The organism is Bradyrhizobium manausense, assembly GCF_001440035.1.
Taxonomy (GTDB): Bacteria; Pseudomonadota; Alphaproteobacteria; order Rhizobiales; family Xanthobacteraceae; genus Bradyrhizobium; species Bradyrhizobium manausense.
Window position 1 is genome coordinate 1 of the sequence record NZ_LJYG01000090.1, and the last position, 23,334, is coordinate 23,334.

The 23,334-nt window shown below is 61.7% G+C and carries 22 protein-coding genes and 1 pseudogene; 11 read left to right on the plus strand and 12 right to left on the minus strand.

Features of this window, described 5'->3' with window-relative positions; genetic code table 11:
- Nucleotides 1-535 (minus strand): Bax inhibitor-1/YccA family protein (locus tag AOQ71_RS20920; RefSeq protein ID WP_057750201.1); only part of this gene is annotated, 535 nt, incomplete at its 3' end.
- An 83-nt stretch (nucleotides 536-618) separates the two neighbouring features.
- A complete protein-coding gene (locus AOQ71_RS20925) occupies nucleotides 619-1,239 on the minus strand; it encodes a hypothetical protein (RefSeq protein WP_057750277.1) in 621 nt (206 codons plus the stop codon).
- A gap of 648 nt (nucleotides 1,240-1,887) precedes the next feature.
- Here AOQ71_RS20925 and AOQ71_RS20930 point away from each other — a divergent pair.
- Complete coding sequence (locus tag AOQ71_RS20930) at nucleotides 1,888-3,258, plus strand: NAD-dependent succinate-semialdehyde dehydrogenase (protein ID WP_057750280.1); 1,371 nt, start codon at nucleotides 1,888-1,890, stop codon at nucleotides 3,256-3,258.
- Between the two features lie 822 nt (nucleotides 3,259-4,080).
- Nucleotides 4,081-4,752 (plus strand): HAD family hydrolase, encoded by a 672-nt coding sequence (locus AOQ71_RS20935; RefSeq protein WP_057750591.1) that lies wholly within the window; start codon nucleotides 4,081-4,083, stop codon nucleotides 4,750-4,752.
- A gap of 27 nt (nucleotides 4,753-4,779) precedes the next feature.
- Here AOQ71_RS20935 and zwf read toward each other — a convergent pair whose 3' ends face one another.
- Nucleotides 4,780-6,288, minus strand: coding sequence for a glucose-6-phosphate dehydrogenase (zwf, locus tag AOQ71_RS20940; protein WP_057750284.1), 1,509 nt, complete (start codon nucleotides 6,286-6,288; stop codon nucleotides 4,780-4,782).
- Between the two features lie 218 nt (nucleotides 6,289-6,506).
- Nucleotides 6,507-6,647 (minus strand): hypothetical protein, encoded by a 141-nt coding sequence (locus tag AOQ71_RS45250; protein ID WP_157083603.1) that lies wholly within the window; start codon nucleotides 6,645-6,647, stop codon nucleotides 6,507-6,509.
- A gap of 96 nt (nucleotides 6,648-6,743) precedes the next feature.
- Between AOQ71_RS45250 and AOQ71_RS20945 the strand changes: the two genes are divergently transcribed.
- From AOQ71_RS20945 to AOQ71_RS20955, 4 genes and pseudogenes are all read left to right on the plus strand, one after another.
- Nucleotides 6,744-7,100 carry a DUF5335 family protein gene (locus AOQ71_RS20945; protein ID WP_057750287.1) on the plus strand — a complete coding sequence of 119 codons (357 nt, stop codon included), beginning with the start codon at nucleotides 6,744-6,746 and terminating at the stop codon, nucleotides 7,098-7,100.
- A 191-nt stretch (nucleotides 7,101-7,291) separates the two neighbouring features.
- A complete protein-coding gene (locus AOQ71_RS20950) occupies nucleotides 7,292-7,525 on the plus strand; it encodes a hypothetical protein (RefSeq protein WP_057750290.1) in 234 nt (77 codons plus the stop codon).
- 249 nt (nucleotides 7,526-7,774) lie between these two features.
- A pseudogene (opgC, locus tag AOQ71_RS43620) lies at nucleotides 7,775-8,185 on the plus strand (OpgC domain-containing protein); the annotation flags it as partial.
- Nucleotides 8,186-8,735: 550 nt separating this feature from the next.
- Complete coding sequence (locus AOQ71_RS20955; RefSeq protein WP_083514376.1) at nucleotides 8,736-9,383, plus strand: thioredoxin domain-containing protein; 648 nt, start codon at nucleotides 8,736-8,738, stop codon at nucleotides 9,381-9,383.
- On the opposite strand, the gene AOQ71_RS20960 is transcribed toward AOQ71_RS20955, so the two are convergent.
- Genes AOQ71_RS20960 through AOQ71_RS20985 form a run of 6 tightly spaced genes read right to left on the minus strand, consistent with a single transcriptional unit; the run spans nucleotide 9,325 to nucleotide 16,371 of the window.
- Nucleotides 9,325-10,434, minus strand: coding sequence for a hypothetical protein (locus AOQ71_RS20960; protein ID WP_157083604.1), 1,110 nt, complete (start codon nucleotides 10,432-10,434; stop codon nucleotides 9,325-9,327). The two genes, AOQ71_RS20955 and AOQ71_RS20960, sit on opposite strands and share 59 nt — an antisense overlap.
- Nucleotides 10,431-10,961 carry a c-type cytochrome gene (locus AOQ71_RS20965; protein WP_057750296.1) on the minus strand — a complete coding sequence of 177 codons (531 nt, stop codon included), beginning with the start codon at nucleotides 10,959-10,961 and terminating at the stop codon, nucleotides 10,431-10,433. Before AOQ71_RS20965 ends, AOQ71_RS20960 begins: the two co-directional genes overlap by 4 nt.
- The gene (locus AOQ71_RS20970; protein WP_057750300.1) at nucleotides 10,958-11,488 is read right to left on the minus strand and encodes a DUF3341 domain-containing protein; all 531 of its coding nucleotides are present in this window, start codon (nucleotides 11,486-11,488) and stop codon (nucleotides 10,958-10,960) included. The genes AOQ71_RS20965 and AOQ71_RS20970 overlap by 4 nt, the downstream gene beginning before the upstream one ends.
- The gene (nrfD, locus tag AOQ71_RS20975; RefSeq protein ID WP_057750304.1) at nucleotides 11,481-12,836 is read right to left on the minus strand and encodes an NrfD/PsrC family molybdoenzyme membrane anchor subunit; all 1,356 of its coding nucleotides are present in this window, start codon (nucleotides 12,834-12,836) and stop codon (nucleotides 11,481-11,483) included. The genes AOQ71_RS20970 and nrfD overlap by 8 nt, the downstream gene beginning before the upstream one ends.
- The gene (locus tag AOQ71_RS20980) at nucleotides 12,833-15,718 is read right to left on the minus strand and encodes a TAT-variant-translocated molybdopterin oxidoreductase (protein WP_057750306.1); all 2,886 of its coding nucleotides are present in this window, start codon (nucleotides 15,716-15,718) and stop codon (nucleotides 12,833-12,835) included. The genes nrfD and AOQ71_RS20980 overlap by 4 nt, the downstream gene beginning before the upstream one ends.
- Nucleotides 15,715-16,371, minus strand: a complete 657-nt coding sequence (locus AOQ71_RS20985; protein ID WP_057750309.1) for a cytochrome c3 family protein — start codon at nucleotides 16,369-16,371, stop codon at nucleotides 15,715-15,717. The genes AOQ71_RS20980 and AOQ71_RS20985 overlap by 4 nt, the downstream gene beginning before the upstream one ends.
- 121 nt (nucleotides 16,372-16,492) lie before the next feature.
- Here AOQ71_RS20985 and AOQ71_RS20990 point away from each other — a divergent pair, with 121 nt between their 5' ends.
- Genes AOQ71_RS20990 through AOQ71_RS42110 form a run of 5 tightly spaced genes read left to right on the plus strand, consistent with a single transcriptional unit; the run spans nucleotide 16,493 to nucleotide 20,327 of the window.
- Nucleotides 16,493-16,846 (plus strand): hypothetical protein, encoded by a 354-nt coding sequence (locus AOQ71_RS20990; protein ID WP_057750312.1) that lies wholly within the window; start codon nucleotides 16,493-16,495, stop codon nucleotides 16,844-16,846.
- A gap of 26 nt (nucleotides 16,847-16,872) precedes the next feature.
- Nucleotides 16,873-17,814, plus strand: a complete 942-nt coding sequence (gene coxB, locus AOQ71_RS20995; RefSeq protein ID WP_057750316.1) for a cytochrome c oxidase subunit II — start codon at nucleotides 16,873-16,875, stop codon at nucleotides 17,812-17,814.
- Nucleotides 17,811-19,418, plus strand: a complete 1,608-nt coding sequence (gene ctaD, locus AOQ71_RS21000; RefSeq protein ID WP_057750319.1) for a cytochrome c oxidase subunit I — start codon at nucleotides 17,811-17,813, stop codon at nucleotides 19,416-19,418. Before coxB ends, ctaD begins: the two co-directional genes overlap by 4 nt.
- Complete coding sequence (locus AOQ71_RS21005) at nucleotides 19,411-20,055, plus strand: cytochrome c oxidase subunit 3 (protein ID WP_057750322.1); 645 nt, start codon at nucleotides 19,411-19,413, stop codon at nucleotides 20,053-20,055. The genes ctaD and AOQ71_RS21005 overlap by 8 nt, the downstream gene beginning before the upstream one ends.
- The gene (locus tag AOQ71_RS42110) at nucleotides 20,052-20,327 is read left to right on the plus strand and encodes a cytochrome C oxidase subunit IV family protein (RefSeq protein ID WP_063958276.1); all 276 of its coding nucleotides are present in this window, start codon (nucleotides 20,052-20,054) and stop codon (nucleotides 20,325-20,327) included. The genes AOQ71_RS21005 and AOQ71_RS42110 overlap by 4 nt, the downstream gene beginning before the upstream one ends.
- Before the next feature lie 6 nt (nucleotides 20,328-20,333).
- On the opposite strand, the gene AOQ71_RS21015 is transcribed toward AOQ71_RS42110, so the two are convergent.
- Together AOQ71_RS21015 and AOQ71_RS21020 are read right to left on the minus strand one after the other, a co-directional pair.
- Complete coding sequence (locus AOQ71_RS21015; RefSeq protein WP_057750326.1) at nucleotides 20,334-21,563, minus strand: c-type cytochrome; 1,230 nt, start codon at nucleotides 21,561-21,563, stop codon at nucleotides 20,334-20,336.
- Entirely contained in the window at nucleotides 21,556-23,334 is a 1,779-nt protein-coding gene (locus AOQ71_RS21020) for a GMC family oxidoreductase (protein ID WP_057750329.1), read from the minus strand. Before AOQ71_RS21020 ends, AOQ71_RS21015 begins: the two co-directional genes overlap by 8 nt.

Here is a 23,334-nt window from a genome sequence, read left to right on the forward strand (position 1 = left end):
CGATTGAGATCACGAACTGGACGGCATCCGATCTTGTGAAGATGTTCACCAGCGAGGCGATCACAATGCCGATCAGGCCCATGAACAGAAAGGAACCGAACCGCGAGAGATCGGCACCCGTTGTAAACCCGTACAGGCTCGTGACGCCATAGGTTGCCGCCGTTATGAAGAAGACGCGCGCGATCGAGCTTCCGGTGAAGACCAGGAAGATTCCGCCCAGCGACAGGCCCATCACCGCAGCGTAGATCCAGAACAGCAGGACCGCGGCGCCGACGCTGATGCGTTCGATCCTGAAGCTCAAAACCAGCACGAATCCAAGCGGCGCCAGCATCACGATCCAGAGCAGCGGCGTGCCCTCGATGGCCTGATAGAAGCCCGAGAAAGCGGCGGCATAGGCGACGAGGCCGGTCAATATCAATCCACCTGCCATATAGCCATAAACGCGCTGCATGTGTTGCCGCAGCCCGGCTTCGATGCGAGCTTGCGCTGCCATTCCGAACGATGCATTGGGATCATTGGGCGTATAATAGCTCATCACTCGCTCCTGTAAGCTCGCTCGGTGCTGCAAGCGCAATAGCCAGTCGTCGTCTCGATCGCCGTGCCTCCCGGCAAGGCGGCTCAGCGGCCGTGCAGTGCTCGTTCACAGCGGACCTGGTCGGCGGTGTAGGGCGGCGCCTTGGGGTCGAAAGCGAGCCAGCCGGCCTTGCGATAGATTTCACTCCGCTCTTCAAGATTTACGGCTCTGCAATTCATCAATGGTTCGATGCGAGGCACATCTTCCTGCGCGGCGCGTGCGGCAACCAATGTTCCACCGCGCCGCACGCCCTCGACCAGAACATGTGCACCTTCTTCGTTGATTCCCGCGTTCGTGAGAGCGCTCAGAAGGCCGCCAGTTACGCCACCAGCCGCCATGCCGCCCAATATGGCTGCGAGCCAACCGACCCCGACCACAGGCCCGATCCCTGGCACGACGAGCATGGTGATAAGGCGCGCGGCAGTTCCAACGGTTGCCCCGCCCCCAGCACCGGCGCTCGCATCTTTAATGCTTGGGCCGGCGACGGTGGTTTCGCTATGCTTCCGCAAGGGCACAAGGTTAGATGCCACGGCGCCGATGTACCAGGCATCACAATTGTTGGAAACAAGGCTGGCGTCTGAAACCGGACCGCCCTCAATGTCCAACGAAAGAATGACGCGGTTGCCATCGGCGTAATCATCGTAGAAGCGACAGACCGTGGGCATGATGCGAGCCTTACGCGTAAACGACCGATCCCCACCGTCGGCGGTAAAGCGGCATTCATCACATCATCACGCCAATTGCACCTTGACGGTTATCAGTTGAAATGCCCGCAATCAGCTGGATGCGCTCTCGACTCCTCTGAAAGCGAGCATCTCTCTCGAGAAAGCCGATCACAATGAGGCAGTATATTCGCGGTAGAGCGGAAGCTGTGGAGGAGTCCCATTGGCCGGAGGTGCGGCAGTGGGATCGAATGGATCGGCGTCACGCACGAAGAAGGAGCGGCGGGCAGCGGCCGGAAAACCAAGCTGACAGGACGTCCGTTGATGAAACCATGCAAGATTGCTAGCTCTTGCTGATGGTCGGCGTTGACTATCCCCATTCAACGTTTCAGGGCTAATGCCTGGACGCTGGCCGTTCACAGCCGCGAACTGATCGAGGCGTGGCAGCGCAGCACGGACGAGGTACATTAGACGGCAGGCCTGCTGTTTGGCAGCTTCCGGGGCGGCGTGGACCAGACCAGGCCATAACTACAGGCCCCCCGCGCGCAAACTGGGCAAATTGACGACCGTCATGGTTCGTCAAACCTCACATACTCATGGTGACAGACGCAGCGGACAACCGACCGAGCTGCTATGCGAGCACCATCCGCCATGACACTTCAATCGATCAACCCCACCACCGGCGAACTTTTCGCAACGTATGAGGAATGGTCGACTGAGCAGGCGCAAGACGTCGTCTGTAAGGTTCACCAGGATTACGTCGCGTGGCACCGAACCGGCTTCGATCGCCGGGCTTCGCTGATGCGCAATGCTGCCGGGATCCTTAGCGACAATGCACGCGAATATGCAAAGCTGATGGCGGAGGAGATGGGAAAGCCCTTCCTCGACGGAATTGCAGAAGCCGAAAAATGTGCCAAAGCTTGCGAGTACTTTGCCGAAAATGCGGAGACTTTCCTGTCACGTCAGCCGGTATGGACCGATGCACGCAAAACATTCGTCGCGTTCAACCCTCTTGGGGTGGTGTTGGCAATCATGCCCTGGAATTTTCCGTTCTGGCAGGTCTTTCGTTTTGCAGCACCGAGCCTGATGGCAGGAAATGCAGCATTGCTCAAGCATGCCTCGAATGTGCCGGGTTGTGCGCTCGCGATTGAAAAGATCTTTCGCGACGCCGGCTTTCCCGAAAACCTGTTCCGCACATTGATGATCGCGAGCAAGCAGGTCGACGCCCTGATCGAGCATCCACTCGTGCGCGCGGTGACCCTGACGGGTAGCGGCGCCGCCGGACGCGCAGTCGCGAGCAAGGCCGGCGCCGTGCTCAAAAAGACCGTGCTCGAGCTCGGCGGCAGCGACCCCTATTTGATCCTGGAAGATGCCGATCCCCACTCCGCGGCAGCCATCTGCGCCAGAGGCCGGCTGGTCAATTCGGGCCAGAGCTGCATTGCTGCCAAACGGTTTATTGTGGTGGAAGAGGCCAGGCCGGCTTTCGAGAAACGCTTTGTCGAGTTGATGAGCAAGGCCAAGATGGGAGACCCGTTCGAGGGTGGGACAGAGATAGGTCCGCTGGCGCGGCACGATTTGCGCGACACCTTGCACCGGCAGGTCGTCGCTAGCGTCGGAATGGGAGCTCGCCTCCTCCTCGGCGGCACCGTCCCCAATCATCCGGGAGCCTACTATCCGGCCACGGTTCTGACGGACGTCGGGAAAGGCATGCCGGCCTATGAGGAGGAATTGTTCGGCCCGGTCGCGGCAATCATCCCCGCCAAGAGCGAGGCCGAGGCGATTGCGATCGCGAATGACACCCCCTTCGGACTTGGCGGTGCCGTGATCACCCGCGATCTTCCACGTGGAGAAAGGATCGCCGAGTTTGAGATCGAATCGGGAATGGTCTTTGTAAACGAGAACGTTCGTTCCGATCCGAGGGTGCCCTTTGGTGGTATCAAGGAAAGCGGCTACGGGCGTGAATTGTCGTCATATGGCATCAAGGAGTTCGTCAACATCAAGACCGTGATGGTGTATTCATGAGGCGGCAGATGCGACTGAAGGCGCATGCTGGCGCAACCATTGACGCAAGGCCTTCGCACGACCGATCCCGAACGTATGAGCCAAGCTAGCAGCTTCCTGAATGGCGAGCCTTGAGCGCTATCAATTCAGGAATGCAGACCCGGCTTTGCGGGCCGATATCCGCGCAACGCTGCGCCGCGCGCCGCAACAGTCAGCAGGCAATGCATCCCCATGTTTGATTCAGCGCAGGCACTGCCATGCAGAGAAACTCCGGTTCCTTGTCCCGTGTGTGCAAGGCCGATCCGCTTCGTGATCCCAACGACGGACACACTTGAACTTGTATGGGTCGATTTCCGGGGCCGCGATCCCGCTGGATTGGCCCAGCTCACCAACTCGCGCGCGCGTGCTGGCGCCGAATGCAGATTACCAGCCGAGAACGAAGCATCCGCAACGGTGCGCTCGAGACGTCTGGCAACCCCACTTGCCTTTTGAGCTGCCCGGACAAGCACGGCCTTGACGACCGTCAAGGCGTACGCGCCTCTGATCGCGGATTACGACCAAGTCGAGGAACGTGGCAATCAAGCTGTCGCCGCTTCTTTGGAGTTTTTGCGCGTGATTGCGGAGGAGTGGCCGGTTTGGTCTTCTCGGGTGACGGATCGGTCAGGCCGTGCGGGCACAAGTGTTGCGCCGAGGGCTTTATCCTGCCTTCAGCATGGCGCGATGGCAATGGATCGCCAGCGTTGGCTTGCCAGCGGCAAGGAGTTCGAAACGAGCCAGCGTGTCGGTCGCCAGAGCGTCGTTGATCGTGCACGTATCGGATTTGCTGGAGCGGAGATCTCACAAATGCACATCGAACCGGCCTTTCTATTTGACCTGGATGGCACCCTGGTCGACAGTGTCTATCAGCATGTTCTCGCATGGAAGACCGCGCTCGATGCCGAGGGTATCGAAATCTCTGTCTGGCGCATCCACCGCAAGATCGGCATGAGCGGTGGCCTGTTTACCCATCAGCTGTTGCGTGAGACCGAGGTCGAAATTGATCCCGAACGGATGGAACGGCTGCGGTGGCGCCACGCCGAGGCCTACCGGCGATACGCCGGCGACATCAACGCACTGCCTGGCGCGCGCAAGCTGCTCGCCTGGCTCGCCGAGAGCGCGATACCTTGGGCAATTGCGACCAGCGGGCGGATGGAAACCGCTGCGGTCAACCTTGCGGCACTGGATGTCGATCCTCGGCAGACCATCGTCATCACTCGCGATCAGGTTAAGTACGCAAAACCAGATCCAGACCTGTTCCTCGCTGCCGCGGCCCGGCTCGAGACCCCGATCGAGAACGCATTCGTCGTTGGCGACAGTATCTGGGATATGCTCGCGGCTACGCGCTGCCGGGCGTTGGGCGTCGGGCTGCTCAGCGGCGGCTACGGTTCGGACGAATTGAGGCAAGCCGGAGCTGTTCGCGTCTACGAAGATCCGGCTGATCTTTTGTTCCACATCGACGAACTAGGCGGCCGCTAATCAACTGTTCCTGCAAACCCATCGACGTCAGAGCTTCCGCCAACTTCGACCATCGCGCCTTAACAGCTCGAATGCGCCAGGAGGACCTTCGCTACCCGCGGGATAGAATTCCAATCCCTTTGTACCCACTTTTCTCCAGGCATCAAGAAAGGGCTGAACCGCCCGCCAAGCGGCCTCAACGCCGTCGGCGCGTTGAAACAAAAGATTGTCGCCGATCATGCAGTCGTAGATCAAGGTCTCATAGCCAGTTGCCGGCTCGGCCTCGAAGTAATCCTTGTAGAGAAACTTCATTTGTACGCCGTCGATCCTGATCACAGGCCCCGGCACCTTGGTGTTGAATTGCAGCGTGATGCCTTCGTTAGGCTCGATGCAGATGACGAGATAGTTCTCGGCCAATTGCTCGACGGGCGTGCACCGAAACATCGCGAACGGCGCCTCGCGGAATTTAATCGCTACTTCCGTGCGCTTCATGGGGAGCGCCTTACCGGTGCGCAGGTAAAAGGGGACACCCGCCCAGCGCCAGTTGTCAATGCTCAGTTTCAGCGCGACGAAGGTCTCCGTAACGCTGTCCGGCCTCACGTCAGGGTTCTTGCGATAATCCGAAATCTCGGTGTCGCCGATCTTCCCGGCGGTGTACTGACCGCGCACCGAGTTTTTCAGCGCCTCCTCTTCGCTCTGGGTCTGGATCGCCGTCAGCACCTCGTCCTTTTCCGAACGGACGTTGTGGGCGTCGAAGTGTGTCGGCGGCTCCATCGCGATCAACGATAGCAGCTGAAACAGATGGTTCGGGACCATGTCGCGCAACGCGCCGGTCGCGTCATAGAAGCTGCCGCGGTGCCCAACGCCGAGCCGCTCATCCACCACGATCTGGACATGATCGATGTGATGACGGTTCCAAATCGGCTCGAACATTCCATTGGCAAAGCGCAGCACCAGGATGTTCTGGACAGTCTCTTTGCCCAGGTAATGATCGATTCGATAGATCTGGTGCTCGTTGAGAATGCTCAATAACTCCGCATTCAGCGCGCGCGCCGACGCCAGGTCAGTCCCAAAGGGCTTTTCGATCACGAGCCGTCGCCAAGCGCCATGATCCTCCTTCAACAAGCCGAGACGGCCGAGCTGGCGCACGATCGGCGCAAAGGCATCAGGCGGCGTTGCCAAATAAAATAGCCGATTGCCTCCGGTGCCGCGCGCGGCTTCCAGTTCTTGAAGCTGCTCATTGAGACGGTCGTAAGAGGGGCCGTCGTCAGGATCGGCCTCGACAGAGGTGATGCATTCCAGGAGACGATGCGCGATCTTGTGATCGACCCGGCGCGTTGCAAACTGGTGCAGGCCCCTCATTAGGCTCTCGCGCAGTGCTTCATTCGTCATGGCGCGGCGCGCAACGCCGATGATACAGAATCTACCTGGCAAGAGTTCGGCTGCGGCGAGATTGTAGAGCGAAGGGATCACCAGTCGATTGGCCAAGTCTCCCGTGACACCGAAGATGACAAAGGCGCAGGATTGCGGCTTCTGGTAGGGCTGGTCATTATTCATGAACAGCTATGGTCTGCGTCAAGGTCGGGATCCCATTCCAAACTCATCACGAACCTCGCGCTCGATTTGGCTGTTTGCCTTCATAAAACACCAACTTACTAGCGAAACCGCCTTCGGGCCAATGTAGGAGCGGCGAGCATCGTAGCGATGACGGGCGTCAACTTCTGTATGAGATTTGGCGATTCTGACAGATGTCACCTGTGGGTGAAGTTTTCGGATTACGGTGCCTGTGCGGCAGGCCGCCTGCCCGCCTCATTGAGAATCTGCTCGCCGAATTCCTTGGTGCGTTCAATCTTCCACTCCAGAGTAGCCTCAGCGATGCGTGTTGCCGATACCCGCTTCGGCACGAGGTCCGCCACTCGAATTCCTTCCGAAATTGATGACAGTCATGGCGGCTGCAGCCAGCTCACCCAAAATGGCCAGCAGAAGCGTGACGCATTTGGAGGTGAAGAGTCATGGCGAAACAGCTCGAAAAATCGCAGTGGGGTATTTTCTTCGACCGGATTACGAACGCACTGCTGACCGGCAAACGAGCCGAGATAGAGGTCGCCTCGCTCAAGCTGGGCGACCAGATCGAAGCGGAATGGTTGCCATTGCTCGGGATTTCTTATGATCCAAAGGACGATGTTCTGGATGTCGACCTCGAAGGCCACGATCATCAGATTCGCAACCCTCGGGAGATCTATGTTGAAGCGCAGGGGCTGGAGCTATCTAGCATGGAAGTGATTGATGTCGACGGCACGCGCCACATCGTCATTCTCAGGGACCCGCTAGCGCTACCAGCTCCCTCTGCTGCTGCCGCTGCTCGATAGGTGAAGGCGCCTGCCGAGATGGGGTGCCCGTATGCGCGGCGTCCGGCTCACCATCCGGCACCTGCCCAGGTTCGGGCCGATCCCGCCTTGGTCTCACATAGATCAAAGCGCCATCGCGAATACAGCGCAGGCTTGAGTCTCCCAATTTGACACGATCAGACGAGCGTCGTTCTGACAATATAACGTACGCCATGGCCCTATATCGCGTCGAAGCCTTAGAACGAAACGCCCTCGGTCTTCACCAGACCGTCGACTTTCATGAATACGATGCCCCCGACCTACCCGCTGCTCTTGCCGCTGCCGACACATGGCTGCGGGCAAAGGATTTCGGGCAAACCACGGTCACCGAGGCCCAGATTATGGTCGGCGAGCGTATCATCGCGGTAAAGGAACTGGGGCAGTCGACGTGGAACGACCCATCATAGGTCCGGATCTTGCGACGGGACCGGTCGTTGACCCGACATCAGATCGCGTCCCGCCGCGGCATCCTCCCTCCGCGATCTCCTCGGCGCTTGAGCACTTCGCGCCGCCCTTGAAATCGGGCTTTCAGTGATGTTCTGGGGTGGCGTCGTGGGCGACCCACAAGCAGGGCGAGAATTGCGATCCCAGCCGCAACATGGATGCCAACGCCCATCTGACGGGGTTCGCCGTTCGGCAAGACAAGCGACGCCTCCAAAGTGTTCGTTTTCGTGTCGGGCTATACGTGCATGATCTCATATGGCTACACGCTGCGAAGTCGTGGTTGGCCAACCCTCATCGCACGCAGCTTGCGCCGCAGCTTCGAAATCTACGTAGCGTTTCTGCTGCTGGTCATCTATCTCGCTCCGGCTGGCAGATCTTGTTTGTCGAAGCTCGACCGGCGGGGTCCAGAATTATTCAAGACGACGGTTGTGCTGCTACTCCGTCAGGACGAGCTGATGTTGGTCGGCAGCAATTCCTTTTTGCCTTGGACTCTGACCGCGCTGCCTTCTAACCTACTGAACAACTTGAACTCTTGCTCCAATCCGTCATTGGACCGCAGCATCATTCGGAGATCGCCATCTGTTGGTGTTCCCTCAGGCTTTACTCACACGACGAACTGCTGAGCTGCTGCCCGCCGCGCCCCTTCATCGAACGTTGTCGGTTGTTCGCTTGCAAAAAGACCGTTTGAAAAATCAGAAGATCAAACGGCTTTGCTGGCCAAGATATTGAAATGGTGGGCGCACCAGGGCTCGAACCTGGGACCCGCTGATTAAGAGACCGCCCCGGGGTGAGAACAATCAATGACTTACTGGTCGCACCACCGGGATTATCTGACTGAAAGTGGGCATTCGTCGCACGATCTCAATCACTTGTGGCGGGGTAACGGATCAAGAGGACTGATGATCCCTCCCGGGCGTGGCGCTATCTCTTGGAACCATCATCGGGCGCGCATGTTCGTTCCGGGCATCCTCGCAGACCCGGAGGCGCGATTTGCCGGTCCAGTGTTCGCACGCCCCCTCCACAAGACCGCCCCGCGCGGGAGCCGTAGGATGGACGGTCGCGCTCATTGCCTGGATCGCAATATCGCCAGCACAGGCAGCCCTTACCGCTTCGCAGCTCGAACCGGTCACCCTCACTCGTCGTCCGAGCGCACAGCTGCCCCTGCAGATCAGGATGAGCGATGAGAACGAGCGCAGCGCGCCGCTTAAGGATTGGCTCGGCGGCGTCCCGACCGTCTGGATCCTGGCCGACTACACCTGCGAGACACTGTGCGGGCCGGCAATCTCGATCGTGTCGAACGCGCTGACCGATACCGGTCTAAGCGCGGGCAGGGATTTTCGGCTGATCGTCGTCGGCTTCGATCCCAAGGATACCGCCGCCCAGGCGCTGGCCATGAAGGATGCGCAGCTGAGTCCGAGGAACGGGCTCGCCGAGCACAGCGTGTTTCTCCGGGTGACGGCGCCCGATGTCGGCGCCTTGATCGACGCCTTCGGCGTTCGGCCCATCTACGATCGCGAGCACGATCAATTTGCTCACCCCGCGGCCGCCTTCGTCGTGACGGCAGACGGGCGGATTTCCCGTGCGCTCTCGGCCCTTGCGGTCGATGCCCCCAGTCTGCGCCTTGCGCTGGTGGAGGCCGGCCGCAGTCACGTCGGCGGCTGGAGTGACCAGATCCATCTGCTCTGCTACGGTTTCGATCCGGCCAGCGGTACCTACACGTTCGCCGCGCGGCGGCTGCTGATCGCAACGTCCGCCATCAGCGCTATCGTTCTTGCCTTGCTGATCGGGCTCCTGCTTCGGCGCGAGCACGCCACCAGATAGCGCCCGAAGGCTCTCGTTCCCCGGACCGTGTGAGCGCGGTATCGAACGCCATCCAGAACACCGAACCAAGGAAGAGCCCGGCCGCGATCAACATGGCGGCGGTGACCGCGATGGATAGTCCGTGAATGGCCGGCAGGATGAGGATCGCGGCCTCCAGCCAGCGCATCGCAAGCGTCAGCCCGCATAGCGCCAGCAGCCGATACGGGTCGGAACGCACCCGGCTGCTCAACATCGCGCAGAACGGAAAGACGAATTGCCCGAATGAGAGCGCGGCGAGGACAAATTGCCAGCCGTGCTCCGCTCGCACCAGATACCACGTGACCTCCTTGGGGATGTTGCCGGACCAGATCACGATGTACTGCATGGCGTGGAGATAGCACCACAGCAGCAGCACCGAGAGCAGGAGGCCGCTATACCCGCGGCTCGGACCGATGCTCCGCGGCGACAACAGCCCCGCTGCGATCACGAAGGCCGTTCCGTTCGCCAGCAGGAAGCTGAGAACGATGAGGCCATAGATCGACGAGTGAAACTCCGGCTCCAGTGATTCCAGCCAGTCGATCCCGGCAAACGACACGGTCAGCGTCCAGACGATCGAACCGACCGATGCCGCGCGCACCATGGCCTCGTCATTGCGCCAGGATCGCCGAAGCCATTCGGCGAGCACGATCCAGATCAGGAAATAGGCCACCGTGCGCAGTACGAAGAACCACGGCAAGAACCAGTGCGCCCTAAACGGCGGCAATGAGGATCCGTCCGCGATGGCAGGATAGATCTGCCTCATGAACAACAGCACCGGAGTGAAAGTCAGCGCGGCGACGGGTAGAATGCCAGTGGTCGCAATGAAGACCGGATGCAGCGTCTCGGTCCAGCGGCGCCGCACCAGATAGCTGGTCATGAAGACGATCAGCGCGCCGATCGGAATGGCGCCGAGGGCGCTCCAGGCGACGAGATAGGCTGATGTCGTCGACCTGGCGTCAATGACAAAGCCTGCGATCAGGACCAGGCCCGACACCACAGCGACCGAGCTTCTTGCGCTGCCGGGGAGACTCATGGCCGGCTCTCCAGCCGGGCCCGCTCATCCGCCGGCATGTCGTCGAGCGAGGCATGGCGGCTGAGCTGGAGCGCACGGATATAGGCGACGATCGCCCAGCGATCCCTGGGCGGGACGCGGGCCGCATAGGAATACATCGCGCCGTGACCGTTGGTGATCACGTCGAAAAAGTATTGGTCTTCCGCGGTCCGTAGCCGGTCGTCGTGATAGCTCGTCGGGCGCGGCATGCCGCGCTGAACGACGATGCCTGTTCCATCGCCGCCGGCGCCGTGGCACGGCGAGCAGAATATGCCGAAACGCTCTCGCCCCCGCGCCAGCAGTTCGGCCGAGAGTGCAGGCTTGGTGCTGGCCGCCTTCTCCAGCTCTAGGTCATCCCGGGCAACCGTGTTCGCCGGCGGCGGCCGCAGCACGCTGCCGCGAAACAGCGGCGCGCGCGAATATTCGCTGTAGCGCGGCTGCTCGTCCATGTTCTGGTCACAGGCGGCGAGCAGGCCCGCGAGCGCAACGATGGCGAGCCACCTGTTCATTCCGGCACCAGCTCTACCGACAGCGCGCCGGCCCCGCTCAGGAACGCCAGCGTCTCGCCTGCATCGAACCTGGCATCGTCAGCGCCGACGCAAAGGAAGAACCGATCCTTGCTGGCACGGTGAAACCGCTTCCCATTGAATACGGGATAGCTGAGCCGGGGCAGCCCGTTCTGCCACAGCATCCCGAACAGCATGGCGAGCGCGGAGAACAGGATGGTGAGCTCGAAGGTCACCACCGCGAAGGCCGAGATTGGATAGATTGGCCGTCCCCCGACATTGAGCGGATAGTCGTAGTTCGTGAAGAACTGCATCGCGAGCGCAGTGCTCGCGCCGGCGATGGCGCCGCCGAGTCCGATGAAGGAGATGGTGGGCCGCGGAAACCGCAGGATGCGATCCAGTCCATCGACTGGAAACGGCGAGAAGGCATCGAGATTGCGATAGCCGGCCTCCCGCGCCTTGCGCGCCGCCGCCAGCAGATCTTCCGGGGACTTGAATTCCGCCAGCGCGCCGTAGAGCTGCTCAGCCATGCTGCTGCCCCTCCTTCTCCTCGTGAAGCAGCTCCTTGCTCTCGAAGATCGAGATCATGGGAACGAGCCTGACGGCGATGAGGAACGGCACCAGGAACAGTCCGATCGTGCCGAAATAGGTCGACCAGTCCCAGAAGCTCGGCGTGAAGTGGCTCCACGATGAGACCAGAAAGTCGCGATAGAGGCTGGTGACAAGGATCATGTAGCGTTCGAGCCACATTCCGATCACGACCGACACGGAGATTAGCAGCAACATCCATCCGCTTCGGCGCACCGCGCGCCACCACAGCGCCTGCAGCGGGATGAAGTTGAAGATCACCGCGCCCCAATAGGTCCAGGCGTAGGCACCGGTGAACCGATCCACCAGCGTTTGCATCTCGTGCGCCTCACCGGAATAGACCGCATCGAATACCTCGAAGACGTAGCCGTAGCCGGTCATCAGGCCGGTCGCGAGCAGGACTTTTCCAAGCAGATCGAGATGATCGTCGGTCACGAGGTTTTTCAACCCGAACCACGAGCGCAGCGACACGGCGATGATGGAGACGACGGCGAAGCCGGAGAAGGCCGCACCCAGTACGAAGTAAGGTGGAAAGATCGTCGAGTGCCAGCCCGGGATCTGACCGGCGGCGAACAACAGCGACACCTCGCTGTGAACCGAGACGACCAGCGGAACAGCAAGCCCCGCGGTCAAGCGATACGCTTGCTGCCAGCGCTGCCAATGCCTGGCCGATCCACGCCAGCCGAGCGCGGTGATACCGAAGAAAACCTGCCAGCCGCGCCGCGTCGCCCGATCGCGTGCCGCGGCAAGATCAGGGATCAGGCCGGTGTACCAGAAGGCCAGCGACACTGTCAGATAGGTCAGCACCGCCCAGATGTCCCATTCCAGCGGGCTGCGGAACTGCGGCCACACGCCCATCGTCGCCGGATAGGGAAACATCCAGTAGACGTACCAGGGACGGCCGAGATGCAGGAACGGATAGATGCCGGCGCAGACGACTGCGAACAGCGTCATGGTCTCGGCGAAGCGGTTGAGCGAGTTGCGCCACTCGCTGCCGGTCAACAGCAGCAGCGCGGAGATCAGCGTGCCGGCATGGCCGATGCCGAGCCACCAGACGTAATTGTGGATCGCGAACGCCCAATTGACGGGGATGTTGATGCCCCAGATGCCGACGCCGCGCGTGAACAACGCGACCACGGAGACCATCAGCAACAGCAGCATCGCGCTCGCGACCGTCATCGCGATCACCCAGCGCCGGTCCGCCGGGAAATGCAGGGGAATGCCTGTGAGCTGGTCGGTCATGCCGCCCATGCTCTGGCGCGTCGGCAGGATGTCGGAGTGCTCGCTCATCCCTGCCTCGATTCCGGATCATCGTCGCGCCAGCGCGCCAGATAGGTCGTACGAGGCCGCGTCCCCAGCTCCTCCAGCAGGACGTAGTGTCGGCCATCGCGCTTCAGACGCGACACCTCAGAGTTCGGATCATTGATATCGCCGAACACGATCGCCTTGGTCGGGCAGGCCTGCTGGCAGGCCGTGACGATCTCGCCGTCGCGTATCGGGCGGTTCTCCTTGTCGGCGGCGACATGGGCCGCCTCGATGCGCTGGGTGCAATAGGTGCATTTCTCCATGACGCCGCGCGAGCGGACGGTCACGTCAGGATTATGGGCGGCGTGTTCAGGTGAATCCGTGGGCGACCGATAGTCGTAAAAATTGAAGCGCCGCACCTTGTAGGGGCAGTAGCTGGAGCAGGTCCGCGTGCCGATGCAGCGGTTGTAGACCATCTGGTTGACGCCCTCGGAATTGTGCGTCGTAGCGTGGACCGGGCAACCCATTTCGCAGGGCGCCTCCTCGCAATGCATGCAGGGTACCGGCTCGAAGAAGCTATGCGGCTCGGCGATGTCCCCAGTGTAATAGCGCGCGATGCGCAGCCAATGCATCTCGCGGCCGGCTCGGACCTGATCAGCGCCGACCACGGGAACGTTGTTCTCGGCCGTACAGGCGGTGACGCAGGCATTGCAGCCGATGCAGCTATCGAGATCGATCACCATGCCCCAGGCGTTCTTGGCCGACGGCCAGGGGGCATAAAGACTGGCCTGCTCTGGCTTTACTTTCTCGACTTGTTCGGGGCTCAGCTCCCGCGCGAGATCAAAACCTTCGAGGCGATGATGCAGCTGCGTCACAGCGAGATCTTCGCGGCTGTCGAGCTTGCGCAGGCGTCCCTGCGCCAGCCATGGCTCGCCTGATGGCCTCACCTGATAGGCATCGTAGCCGAGATTGTCCCCCACCCGTCCTGCCCGGGTCCTGCCATAGCCGAGATAGAGCGCGACCGTGTTGTCGGCCTGGCCCGGCATGATCCAGAGCGGTCCCTTGATGCGACGCTCGCCGACCGTCACTTCGACGTGATCACCGTTGGTGGCGCTGAAGCGCGTCGCCAGCGCCGGGCTCACCGCGATCACGTTGCTCCATGTGACCGTCGTCAGCGTCTTCGGAAGCTCCTGAAGCCAGCCGATATTGGCGAATTGGCCATCCCAGACCGTCGGGTCCGGCCGGAACACGATGTCAAGGTCTCCAGCGCTGTTCGGGGGCACGATCGTGTTGCTTACGGGCGATGCGGTGACGAACGCTGCCGCTCCCGCGATGAAGCCGTCATGCAACGCCTGCTTCCACCGCGCTTCGAATGCGTCACCGAAACTCACTCGCCAGGTGTCGCGGATTACAGCATCCGGCGTCTGATCTTCAGCGCCAAGCAGCTTCGCAAACACATCATGCACCGATCTGACGTCGTAGAATGGTGTCATCACCGGCTGAAGAATGATCGCCGTGCCATCGACGGCGCGCGCATCGCTCCAGCTTTCCAGCGGATGCGCAAGGGGAAGCTGCCATTGGCAGAGCGCGCCGGTCTCGTCGCGGTGCAGACCGATATGAAACGAGGAGTGAACGCGCTTGAGGGCGTCGCCGACATTGAGCTCACCTGGGGCGCTGTAGACGGGATTGCAATCGATCACCAGCATCGTGGTGACGCGCTCCGCATTGATATCGGACACCAATTCGGTCAGCGTTCCCGCATCAGCCGGTCCCACCAGCGGCGCGGTCAGCTTCAGCGTTTGGCCGGCATTGCCGAGCTGCTGGTTGATCCGGGCAATCCAGAGCGCTGTAGCTGCGCCGCCGCTCACTCCCGAGACGAACAACGAACGCCCCGCTCGATCCTTGCAAGCCGCGACCACGCGCGCAACCCAGCCAGCCTCGGCGTCCGTCACGTCCGGCTTCGATGCGCCGGCCACACCGAGCGCGTTGCCCAGCGCCTCCGCGAGCACGGGCATTCGCCTTGCGTCGGCAATGAGCCGGTGCGCCGCCAGGGCGCCCGTTGCGGTCGGCACGCTCTCCGCCATGAACAGCCGATTGCCGGGCCGGTCACTGGACCGTCGGCGTGCTTGCGACCAGCCGAGCGCGTTCCGTACCTGATCAGGCCCGGGACCCAGAAAATCATCGTCGAGGCCGACAATGACATCGCAGTCTGCAAGATCATAATGGAGATCGGCAGCCTGCCCATAGACTGCGGCGGTGATCTGTCGCCTCGCTTCATGTCCAGCAGCGGCATGCAGATGAGCGCGCGCCTTAGGAAACTGCTTCCGGAAGGCATCGATCTGCCGCAGCAACGTCGGCGACGTCGTCGGACCGAGCAGCAGCCGCACGCCCTCGCCCTGATCGCCGCGCCAGTTCTCGCGCATCGTACCGATCGCCGATTCCACATCGGCCCAGCTCACCGCTTCGCCATGTCGCGCTGGCGCTGCCGCACGATCGGGGTCGTAGAGTTGCAGCACCGCGCTCTGGATGAAGATGTCACTGCGGCCCTGCGTGGCCGGATGCTGTGGATTGCCATCGAGTTTGGTCGGTCGACCCGCATGTGCGGTGGCGATCACCGGCTGGGCATAGCCGTCGAGCAACACGGCTGTCGCATAATAGCGCGGCAGGCCGATGGTCTCGTTCGGCGGCTGGTCGACATAGGGCAATGCCGTGACGAACGAGCTCTTCTCGCAACCGGTCAGCCCCGCCAGCGCGAAGGACGCGCCCATCAGCTTCAGGAAGTCGCGGCGCGCTGTCTTGGAGAATTCGAGGGCCGATGGATATTCCGCCTCGATGAAGGCCTGAAACTGCGGATCGTCCGACAGCTCCTCGATGCCTGCCCACACGCGCGGCCCGTCCGCCGGTTGATGATCGCTGCGGCGCTTCATCGGTGACACACATAGCAATGCGTGAGTTCGCCGAAGCGAATGCCTTCATGGACGGCGATGGCCTCGCCCTCCTTGCGCGCATTCGCAGGCGGCGCCCACGCCATCTCGGTGACGTGATCCCTGGGGCGCAGATGCGGCGCGGGATCGCGGTGACAATCGATGCAGAACTGCATCGTGAACGCCTTGGCTCGATAGGTCAGCGCCATCTGGTCGATGAGGCCGTGGCAGCTTTCGCAGCCGACGCCCTTGGCAATGTGGATGTCGTGGCGGAAGAACACGTAGTCAGGCAGCTTTGCAACGCGCGTCCATGGAATCGGCGTGTTGTCGGCAAGGCTTTTCCGCACCGGTTCCAGCATCGACGCGTTGGTCCAGATCTGGGAATGACATGTCATGCAGGTCTCGGTCGGTGGGAGGCCCGCTTGCGGCCCGGCCTCGACATTGCTGTGGCAATAGCGGCAGTCGATGCCAAGTTCCCCGGCATGATGACGATGACTGAACGGCACCGGCTGATGCGGACGAATATCGGTCTCGGTCATGTACGACGAATGCGCGAAGCCGACAGCGGCCACGATGCTGCCGCCGGCGAGCGACAGGCCGCCAATCAGAAACAGGCGAATCCAGGTGTCCGCCACAGGAGAGAATATTTGCACCATTCTCGCCGTGACCTGAGAGCGAGCCGTCCGATCAACAATCTGGTGCCCGCGCGTTGGTTCCTAACGAAGGAACACAATCCCCGAGCGTGCATTGTCTCGCCGCGATCGAGGACAGCAGCATATGGCGGACACCAACAACGTCGACTACGAGCGGTCGGACGTCAGGCTCCGCCTTGTGGGCTGGCTCGCGGCAGGCCTTGCAACTTTCGTCGTAGTCACTCCGCTCGTCCTGCCCCTGATGTTTCCATCGTCGACCAAACACGTCACGCCTGCGAGCCGCCCGGCCATGAGCTCCAATGCACCTCCGCTCGAGGTCAGCCCGCAAACCACGTTGCAGGCGACACGACAAGGGGAAGCGCAGATCGAGCGCAGCTACGGCTGGGCCGATCGGAGTCGCGGCGAGGTTCGCATCCCGATCGACCGTGCGGTCGATATCCTGGTGCGCAAGGGATTGCCCGGATGGCCCTCTCCATGAGCGCGCCCCGATCGGGGTTGCCCTAGATGTGGCGCCAGTGGATACCGTTCTGGCAGCCCGGGCTCTCCACGCACAGCGGTGACGTCGATCTATTGTTCGCGGGCCTTCTGATCGTCAGCGCGCTGGTGATCGGGCTGTTGTTCTTTCTGCTCACGCTGTTTTGCACGCGCTATCGCGCCGGCAACCAGACCGACCGGGATCATCGCGTCAAGAAGAGCTGGCATTGGGAGGTGAGCTGGACTGCCGCCTCGTTCGTCTGCTTCCTCGGCCTCTTCATCTGGGGCGCAAGCGTCTATTTCCAGATCTACCGCACGCCGGCCGACGAGCATGATGTCTTTGTCGTGGCCAAGCAGTGGATGTGGAAGACGCAGCATCCCGGCGGCCAGTCGGAGATCGACGCGCTGCATATCCCGATCAAGCGCCCCGTCCGCCTGGTGATGGCGTCGCAGGACGTCATTCACAGCTTCTTCATCCCGGCCCTCCGCCTCAAGCATGACGTGGTCCCTGGCCGCTATCAGGACCTCGAGATCGAGGTCGACAAGCCCGGCCATTATCATCTGTTCTGCGCCGAATATTGCGGCACCGATCATTCCGGCATGATCGGCGAGGTCGTGGCGATGGAGCCGTCCGATTTCTCCAACTGGCTGACACAGCAGGCGCCATCGAGCCCGCTTGCGAGTGAAGGCAGCCAGCTGTTCCGCGAACTCGGCTGCAGCGGTTGCCATGGTAACGGCAGCGCAGTCCGCGCGCCGCCTCTCGAAGGCGTCTATGGGAAGCCCGTGCCGCTCTCGGACGGCACCACCGTGATCGCAGATGATAAATACATCCGGGATTCCATCCTGATGCCGCGCAGCCAGGTGGTCGCAAGCTATCAGCCGGTGATGCCTTCATTCGAAGGCAAGATCAGCGAGGACCAGCTGTTGCGCCTGGTCGCCTACATCAAATCGCTCGCAGGACATCAATCATGAGCGAAAAGAACTATCTCACCACCGATTTCACGCTGCGGTCCTGGTTCCTGACCACCGACCACAAGCGGATCGCGATCCTTTATTTCGCGAGCCTGATCTTCTTTTTCTTCGTCGGCGGCGCGGCCGCCACCGCGATCCGGATCGAGCTCGCGACGCCGCAGGCCGATCTCGTCAGCTCCGATGTCTACAACCGCCTTTTCACCATGCATGGCATCATCATGGTGTGGTTCTTCCTGATTCCGTCTATTCCCAACACGCTCGGCAACTTCATTGTCCCGCTGATGATCGGCGCGCGCGACCTCGCCTTCCCGCGGCTTAATTTGATGAGCTGGTACGTTTTCATGCTCGGCGGCTGCGTCACGCTGTTTGCGATCCTTGCCGGCGGCATCGACACCGGCTGGACCTTCTACACGCCGTTCTCGACGCTCTACTCCAACAGCTATGTGATCGTCGCCGCCGCCGGCGTCTTCATCGCCGGCTTCTCATCGATCCTGACTGGCCTCAATTTCATCGTCACCATCCATCGCCTGCGCGCGCCGGGACTGACCTGGTACCGGCTGCCGCTGTTCCTGTGGTCGCTCTACGCCACGTCGGTCATCCTGGTGCTGGCGACGCCCGTGCTTGCGATCACGCTGCTCCTGATGGCGACGGAACGGTTCTTCGGCGTCGGCATCTTCGATCCCCGTATCGGCGGCGATCCGCTGCTGTTCCAGCATTTGTTCTGGTTCTACTCGCATCCCGCGGTGTACATCATGATCCTGCCGGGCATGGGCGTGATCAACGAACTGGTCTCCTGCTTCTCGCGCAAGGAGGTGTTTGGCTACAAGTTCGTGGCGTGGTGCAGCCTCGCCATCGCCGCGGTCGGCTTCCTGGTCTGGGGCCACCACATGTTCGTCAGCGGCCAGTCGCTGGTCGCAAGCCTCGTCTTCTCCTTCATGAGCTTCATCGTCGCGGTGCCATCAGCGATCAAGGTATTCAACTGGACCGCGACCCTGCACAAGGGCTCGATCCATTTCGATGCCCCGATGCTCTATGCGCTGGCCTTCATCGGCCTGTTCACCATCGGCGGCCTCACCGGCCTGTTCCTGGCCTGTCTCGCTTACGACGTGCACGCGACCGACACGTACTTTGTCGTCGCACATTTTCATTACATTATGGTCGGCGGCATGGTGACGGCCTATTTCGGCGGGCTGCACTATTGGTGGCCGAAGATCACCGGGCGGCTCTACTCGGAATATTGGGCGCGCACGGCCGCAGTACTGATCTTCTTCGGGTTCAACCTCACATTCTTCCCGCAAATCATTCTCGGCGCCGAGGGCATGCCGCGGCGCTACCACGTCTATCCCCCGGAGTTTCAGGTCTGGAACGTGCTGTCCTCGGGAGGCGCCGCGATCCTCGCCGTCGCGTATCTGATGCCGCTGTTTTATCTCGGCTACTCCGCCTTCTTTGGCAAACGCGCCCCGGCGAACCCCTGGGACGCGCCGGGCCTCGAATGGCAGACGTCCTCGCCGCCGCCGGAGTTCAACTTTGAGACCCAACCCGTGGTGACGCGCGAGCCGTATCAATACAACGAGCGTTTCGAGGCGGAGCCGCAAAATGCCTGAGAGCTCCGCGGTCGCCCCGCAATACGCATCGATCCCGCACCGCGACCATACCGCCGAACTCGGCATGTGGGTCTTCATCGCGACAGAAGTGCTGCTGTTCGGCGGCCTGATTCTCGCCTATCTCGTCTATCGCCACGCCTTCCCGCAAGGCTTCGCCGCGGGCAGCCGGCACACCGAGATCGTGATCGGGACGGCCAATACCGCCGTGCTGCTGACATCGAGCTTTCTGGTGGCGTGGGCCGTCGAGATCTTCTCGCCGGCGACCAGCAAGATCGTCACATGGCTGCTCGTCGGTGCGGCATGTCTCGGCCTTGTCTTCATCGCGCTCAAGGCCCTCGAGTACAGCGGCGAATATGACGAGCATCTCGTTCCCGGCATCAACTTCCAGTTCGCCGGCCCGAAGGCCAACGGCGTTCAGCTGTTCTTCATCTTTTACTTCATCGCAACCGCGATCCACGCGTTGCACATGCTGATTGGGATCGGCCTGCTGATCACGCTTGCGATCATCTGCCGCAGGGCATCCACCAAACGCCATCATACGGCCCTGCACAGCGCGGCACTGTACTGGCACTTCGTCGATGTTGTCTGGATTTTCCTATTCGCGCTGATCTACCTGCCCGGGAGATCTACATCATGACGGAATGGCGACCACCAATTGCCCTCGTCGGTGCCTGGCTCGCCCTGCTGGCCTTGCTGGCGCTGACCGTGGCTCTGGCCTACCTGCCACTCGGAGCTGGCAATGGCGTCGTCGCCCTGACCATCGGCACGATCAAGGCGGGACTTGTCGCGGCCATCTTCATGGAGCTGCGGCATCGCGGCGGCCTCACGCTCATCTTCGCCGGCGCGGGGCTGTTCTGGCTCGGCATCCTGTTATGGCTGGGGTCGATGGATTTCCTGACGCGGACGTGAGATTCTTCAGTTCGTCCTGGCATCGAGCGCCGCGCGCTCCTTCTTAGCTTGGTCCGCGCTGACCGGCGGCGCCTTGCCCCAATGGTTTCGGACATAGGTCGCGACCGCCGCGACCTGCACGTCGTTCAATTGCCAGCCGAAGGCAGGCATGGCCGGACCAGTCGGCTCCTTGTCAGTCGCGACGCTCTGCGCGCCCTGAAGGATCACGCGCAGCACCGTCGTGGGATCGCCCGTGTTGACGGTCGCCGCATGAGCGAGATTCGGAATGAGATTAGGAACGCCGGATCCATCCGACTTGTGACAGGCCGAGCAGAGATCCTGATAGATCGCCCCGCCCGCCGCCATCACATGCGCATCCGCCGAACTGTCCGCCGCAGCCTTCGGGCCCGATACATCCTTCAGATAGGCCGCCATCGCCTTGGTGTCATCGTCGCTGAGCCTGGACGTCGAGAGCTCGACGACCTCACCCATAAGGCCCGCCGCTGCCGCAAACCTGTTGTGGCCGGTCTTGAGATACTGCGCGAGATCGTCGGCCGACCATTCGGCAAGGGGGCCCTGCCCGCTGGTGATATCGGGCGCGACCCATCCCTGCAGCGTGTAGCCTTGGAGAGGCTTGTCGGACTTGTCGCCGCCCAACACCGTCTTCGGCGTATGGCAGGCGCCGCAATGGCCGGGGCCTTCGACGAGATAGGCGCCACGATTCCACTGTTTCGACTTGTTCCGCTGCTCCATGAACTCGCCCGGTTTGAAATAGAGTTTGTCCCAGACCGTCATCGCCATTCGCTGGTTGAGAGGGAACGGCAGCTGGTTGGCGGCCACCGAATTATGAACCGGTTCCACGGTCGACAGATAAGCGCGAATATCCTTGACGTCCTCTTGCGTCATGCGTGCAAAGTAGGGAAACGGCATGGCCGGATAGAGCCGCTTGCCGTCGCGGCGCATACCTTTCCGCGCGGCCGCGTCGAACTCCTCGTCGGTCCAGGCGCCGATCCCGGTCTCCCGATCCGGCGTGATGTTGGGCGCGACCAGCACGCCGAACGGCGTTTCGATGGGACGGCCGCCGCTGAAAGGATGATCGCTGCCGGGCACCGTGTGGCAGCTGCCGCAATCGGCGGCGGCGGCCAGATAGCGCCCGCGCTCCACTGCAGCGAAATTCTGCACGTCGGCGCTCATAGCCTTGCTGACGCCAACAGCAAACGTGAGCATCACGAACGCGAATTGTGCAGCTCTACGCATTGATCAGCTGCCCCGGGTTCTTGAGATAATTCGACCGGATCGCATCGGCCGCCCAATAGGCGAGCGCGGCAACGGTGCCGGTCGGGTTGTAGCCGGCGTTCTGCGGAAACGCGCTGGCGCCCAGGACGAACAGGTTCGGCACGTCCCAGCTCTGGAGATAACGGTTCAGGGCGCTCGTATTGGGATCCGTTCCCATGATCGCGCCACCGCAAAGATGGGTGGTCTGGTATTTGGTGATGTCGTAAGGCGCCTTGCGATATTCCTTGTGGACTTGCTTTGCGCCCATCGCCTGAAAGATCTCGGCGAACTTGTCGGTCAGGAATTTGTTCTGCTTGATCTCGTTGTCGTGGAAATCCATGGTGATCCGCACCAGCGGCCGATTGAAGCGATCTTTGTAAGTGGGATCGAGATCGAGATAGACGTCGCGGTAGCTGTACATGCTGCCGTGGACGCCGGTCCCGGGCTTGATGGCGCTCTGATAGTTTTCCTTGACGGCCTTCTTCCACGCCGCACCCCATGACGGCGTCCCCGGCGGCACCGGCGTGGTTTCGATCGGCCGGCCGTTGGTCTGCACATGCCCCATGTAGCCGCCGCCGACGAAGCCGTGGGGACCGTGATCGAAATTGTCGCCATTGAACTCATCGATGCACATTCCGATCGCGCCGGAGGCGATGAAGGGATTGAAGACGAATTTTGCCGGATCGAAGAAGCTGACGACGTCGGAGATGGTCTGGTGGGTGAAGTTGCGGCCGACCACGCCGGTATTGGCCGCGGGGTCGTAGGCCTTGCCGATACCCGACAGCAGCAGGAGCTGGACGTTGAAGATCGTATAGGCCGAGAGCACGACGAGATCGGCCGGCTGCTCCCATTCGTCGCCCGCTGTGTCGACGAAGGACACGCCGGTGGCGCGCTTGCCGGAGCCGTCGACGTTGATCCGCGTGACTTCACTGTTGTCGCGGGCCGTGAAGTTGGGTTTGCGCACCAGCGCAGGCAGGATCGTGGTCTGCGGTGAGGCCTTTGAATAGTTGCCGCAGCCGAACCACTCGCAGAAACCGCAATAGGTGCAGGGCCCGAGGCGAACGCCGAGAGGATTCTGGTATGGCCGTGACATGTTGCCGGAGGGCTGCGGAAACGGCTTGTAGCCGAGCTCGCGCGCCGCCTTGCCGAACAGCGTGTGGCCGAATGGCTGGTCCTGCGGCGGATTGGGATAGGCGCGCGAGCGCGGCCCCTCGAAGGGATTGCCGCCCTCCATGATCGTGCCCTTGATATTGCCGGCCTGGCCGGACGTGCCGCAGAGATATTCGAAGCGATCGTAGTGCGGCTCGAGCTCGTCATAGGTCACGCCCCAATCCTGGACGGTCATGTCCTCTGGCAGGAAGCCTGCGCCATAGCGCTGGGTCAGATGCGTCTTGAGCACAAAATCTGACGGCAAGAAGCGCCAGGTCTCGGCATTCCAGTGCACGCCGCCGCCGCCGACGCCGTTCGGCGGCATGAAGGCGCCCCAGGTCCGGATCGGCAGCGCGGTCTCGCTCATCTTGTTGCGGAAGGTGAAGGTGGTCTGGCTCGGGCTCAGGAACAGCTCGTGACGGATGCGATAGCGCAACTCGTCGGCCGCGTAGCCCGGCGGGTAGTCCGTTGCCGTATTGCGCCACGGGCCGCGCTCGATTGCGATCACGTCGAGCCCGGCATCGGCGAGCTCATAGGCCATGATGGAGCCGGTCCAGCCGAGCCCGATGATGACGACGTCCTTCCGCGGGAGCTTGCGGGCCAT